At 74.9% G+C, this 3,193-nt stretch carries 3 protein-coding genes and 1 pseudogene; all 4 read right to left on the minus strand.

The annotated features are described in order from the left end of the window. Positions 1-673 (minus strand): annotated as a pseudogene (locus I6A60_RS40805) (hypothetical protein); the annotation flags it as partial. Between the two features lie 76 nt (positions 674-749). Next, the gene (locus I6A60_RS40810; protein WP_203021912.1) at positions 750-1,895 is read right to left on the minus strand and encodes a DUF58 domain-containing protein; all 1,146 of its coding nucleotides are present in this window, start codon (positions 1,893-1,895) and stop codon (positions 750-752) included. Further along, the gene (locus tag I6A60_RS40815; RefSeq protein ID WP_203021913.1) at positions 1,892-2,875 is read right to left on the minus strand and encodes a MoxR family ATPase; all 984 of its coding nucleotides are present in this window, start codon (positions 2,873-2,875) and stop codon (positions 1,892-1,894) included. Before I6A60_RS40815 ends, I6A60_RS40810 begins: the two co-directional genes overlap by 4 nt. Positions 2,876-2,992: 117 nt before the next feature. Next, positions 2,993-3,193, minus strand: a 201-nt coding sequence (locus tag I6A60_RS42595; protein ID WP_238437283.1) for a hypothetical protein, incomplete at its 5' end; no start/stop codon positions are given.

Genomic DNA, 3,193 nt, shown 5'->3' on the forward strand with positions numbered 1-3,193 from the left:
CGCGGGGGAGCCGGCGCGCACCGGTTGCCGGCGCCCCGGCGGAGCCGGCCGGGGGCGGGGCCGCGCCGGGCGCGGCGGGCAGGACCGGGCGCGCGGCCCGCAGCGCGGCCGCGGCGAGCACCAGCAGCGCGGCCGCGCCGGTGAGCAGGACCCGCGGGCCGCGAGCACCGCCGCCGGTCTGCCCGACCAGGACGATCAGGCCGGCGAGACCGAGCAGCGGCGCCAGGCCCGGCGCGAGTGGCTGCTCGGTGCGGACGGCCAGCGCCACGGCCGCATAGGTCGTCACCCAGATGATCGCGGCCAGCGGAACCAGCAGGAGCGTGCTCGGCCGGGCCGGCAGCGCGACGCTCAACAGCCGCGGCCAGCCCTCCCGCAGCGCCCGCGTCGCCAGCCACGGCGAGTCGCCGGCGACGAGCGCCCCGACCGTCCCGAAGGCGAGCCCGGCGACGACCCCGACGACGCAGACCAGTGACCCGCTCGCCACCCGCCGCGCGATCAGCCACCCGGCGACCGCCGCGACGACGAGGGTGCCGGCCAGCGGCCCCAGGTACCCGGACCCGTCGAACAGCGGCTTCACCACGAACAGGCTCGGCAGCCCGGCCAGGCTGACCAGCGCGGCCTGCGCCGCAAGCGCCCACGACGCCGGCGCGGCCCGGGCGGACGGACTCGTCATCGCCTGGACCTCTTGAGGAAGCCGACGGACCCGGCGCCGCTCGCCTGCCGGTGCCGGGCCGGCGACCGGGGCACGGTCACCGGTGCGCCCTCGCGGCCCAGACGGCGGCGAACTCGTCGCTGGTACGCACGTTCACGACCATCGCCCCGCCCACCGGGCGGCCGGGCCGGCCGTAGATCTCGCCGACCTGTACGACGCTGACCATGGAGAACCGCTGCCGGACCGTCGACACCGCGGCCAGCTTCTCGGCCGCCGGCTGGCCGGTCACCACCCCGAGCACGCTGCCCGGCTGTCGCGGCGCGAGCCCCGGCAGGGCGGCCAGGCCCGGGTCTTCCGGGCTCGGCGCCACGCCGGCCAGCAGGTCGAGCGCCGCGTCGACGGACTCGGCGCCCCGGCCGGCGGCGACCCGCTGGCCGCTGGAGGTGACCAGCTCGACCGGGAAACCGTGGGTGCGACCCGACACGGCGAGCGAGGCGGCCACCCGGACCGCGTCCTCGAAGAAGTCCTCGGTGTAGGGCGCCGCCGAGGTGTCCAGCAGGACCATCATGGTCGGCTCGTTCGGCACCACGTTGTGCCGGACCATCAACGTTCCGGTCTTCGCGGTCGACGGCCAGTGCACCAGCCGCAGGTCGTCACCGCGGGCGTACTCGCGCAGCGAGTGGAACGCGATGCCGCCCTGCGGCGCCACGTTGGAGGTCGGCCCGTCCAGATCGGGCGACCCGCCGGTCGGCAGCGGCGGGACGACGTGGACCCGCGGCCGCACCCGCAGGACCGAACGCTCCGGCCGGGTCTGGCCGACGTAGACCAGCCGCAGCGGGTCGCTGTGGCCGACGGTCAGCGGGCCCACCTCGAAGATCCCGCGCCGCCCGGTCGGGATCGGGTAGCCGCGCTCGGCCTGACCGCCCGGCGCGAGGCTTGGGATCGCGACGCTCAGGGACGCCCCGGCGACCCGCTCGTCCGCGAGGATCGGCGGGCAGCGCCGCCGGGACACGTTGGTCACCGTGACGTAGCCGAACGCCGGCTCACCCTGCACGACCCGGGCCGGTCGGACCTCGCGGGCGATCGTGACGTCCGGGCTGAACAGCAGCCAGCCGCCGGCGACCAGCAGCGCGCAGAACGCCGCCGCCGCGATGACAATCAGCTCCGGGTAGTGCAGCGCCAGCCCCGCCGCCACGAAGGCGACCCCGACCACCGCGACGGCGATCCCGGACCTCGTGATCATCGATAGGCTCGTTCACGGCCCGGCACCGGAACCGACGCGAGAATGCTGTCCAGGAGGCCGGCCGCGGTCACCCCGTTCAGCTCGGCCTCCGGACGCAGCAGCAGCCGGTGAGCCAGCACGAACGGGGCGAGCGCCTTCACGTCGTCCGGCGTGACGAAGGTGCGGCCGTCCGCGGCGGCGTGCGCCTGCGCGGCGGCGGCCAGCGCGATCCCGGCCCGCGGGCTCGCGCCCAGCCGCAGCTCGGCCAGCCGGCGGGTGGCCGCGGTGATCGTCACGATGTAGTCGACGACGGCCGGCGTGAGATGCACCCGCCGGACCAGCGAGGTCATCCGCAGCACGTCCCCGCTGGACACCACCGGCTGCAGGTCGAGAACCGACTGCCCGGCTGACCGGTTGGCGACGATCTCGACCTCGGCGGCGTGGTCCGGGTAGCCGACCGACATCTTCATCATGAACCGGTCGATCTGCGCCTCGGGCAGGTCGTAGGTGCCGCCGTGCTCGACCGGGTTCTGGGTGGCGATCACCAGGAACGGCCTTGGCACCGCGAAGGTCGTCCCCTCGACGGTGACCTGCCGCTCCTCCATGACCTCCAGCAGCGCCGACTGGGTCTTCGGCGAGGCCCGGTTCACCTCGTCGGCGAGCACGACGTTCCCGAAGATCGCGCCCGGCTGGAACTCGAAGTTCCTGGTGTCCTGGTTCCAGATCTGCACGCCGGTGATGTCGGTGGGCAGCAGGTCCGGGGTGCACTGGATGCGGCGCATGCTGCCCTCGATCGAGCTGGCCAGCGCCTTGGCGATCGATGTCTTGCCGACTCCGGGCACGTCGTCGACGAGGACGTGCCCCTCCGCCGCCAGGCAGAGCACCGCGAGCCGCACGACATCCGTCTTGCCTCGGATGAGCCGCTCGATGTTGCGCACGATCCGGTCGCACTGCTCGGCGAACCAGCTGACGTCCTGCGCGGACGCGGATTCCTCCACCATGCCCCCCGTTTTGATGCCATGAGGTGAATCGCAAATTGCAGTGTTACCTATGGGCATCCGGTTCTGTCCACCGGATGCCCTGATTCGGCGCGCCGCCGGGCCACCGGGCACTCGCCGTCATCCGAGCAGGACCGCCGCCGCGATGGCCAGGAGAACCAGCACCGACACCCCGACCAGCACGAGCGCCGCGCGGCGCCAGCTGGCCCGGCGGTAGTCCTCGTCCTGGCTCGGGTTGAGGAAGAGCACCTCGCCGCCCCCCGCGGGCCGCCCCGGCGCCCCCCCCCGGGCCGGGCCCCGCCCCCCGGCCCCCCGCCCGGG

The organism is Frankia sp. AgB1.9 (assembly GCF_016786355.1).
In the GTDB taxonomy this organism is placed as follows: Bacteria; Actinomycetota; Actinomycetes; order Frankiales; family Frankiaceae; genus Pseudofrankia.

Bases quoted from the DNA above. Each gene is read 5' to 3' on its own strand.
- I6A60_RS40810 (WP_203021912.1), bottom strand. From the start codon at position 1,895: ATGATCACGAGGTCCGGGATCGCCGTCGCGGTGGTCGGGGTCGCCTTC.
- I6A60_RS40815 (WP_203021913.1), bottom strand. From the start codon at position 2,875: ATGGTGGAGGAATCCGCGTCCGCGCAGGACGTCAGCTGGTTCGCCGAG.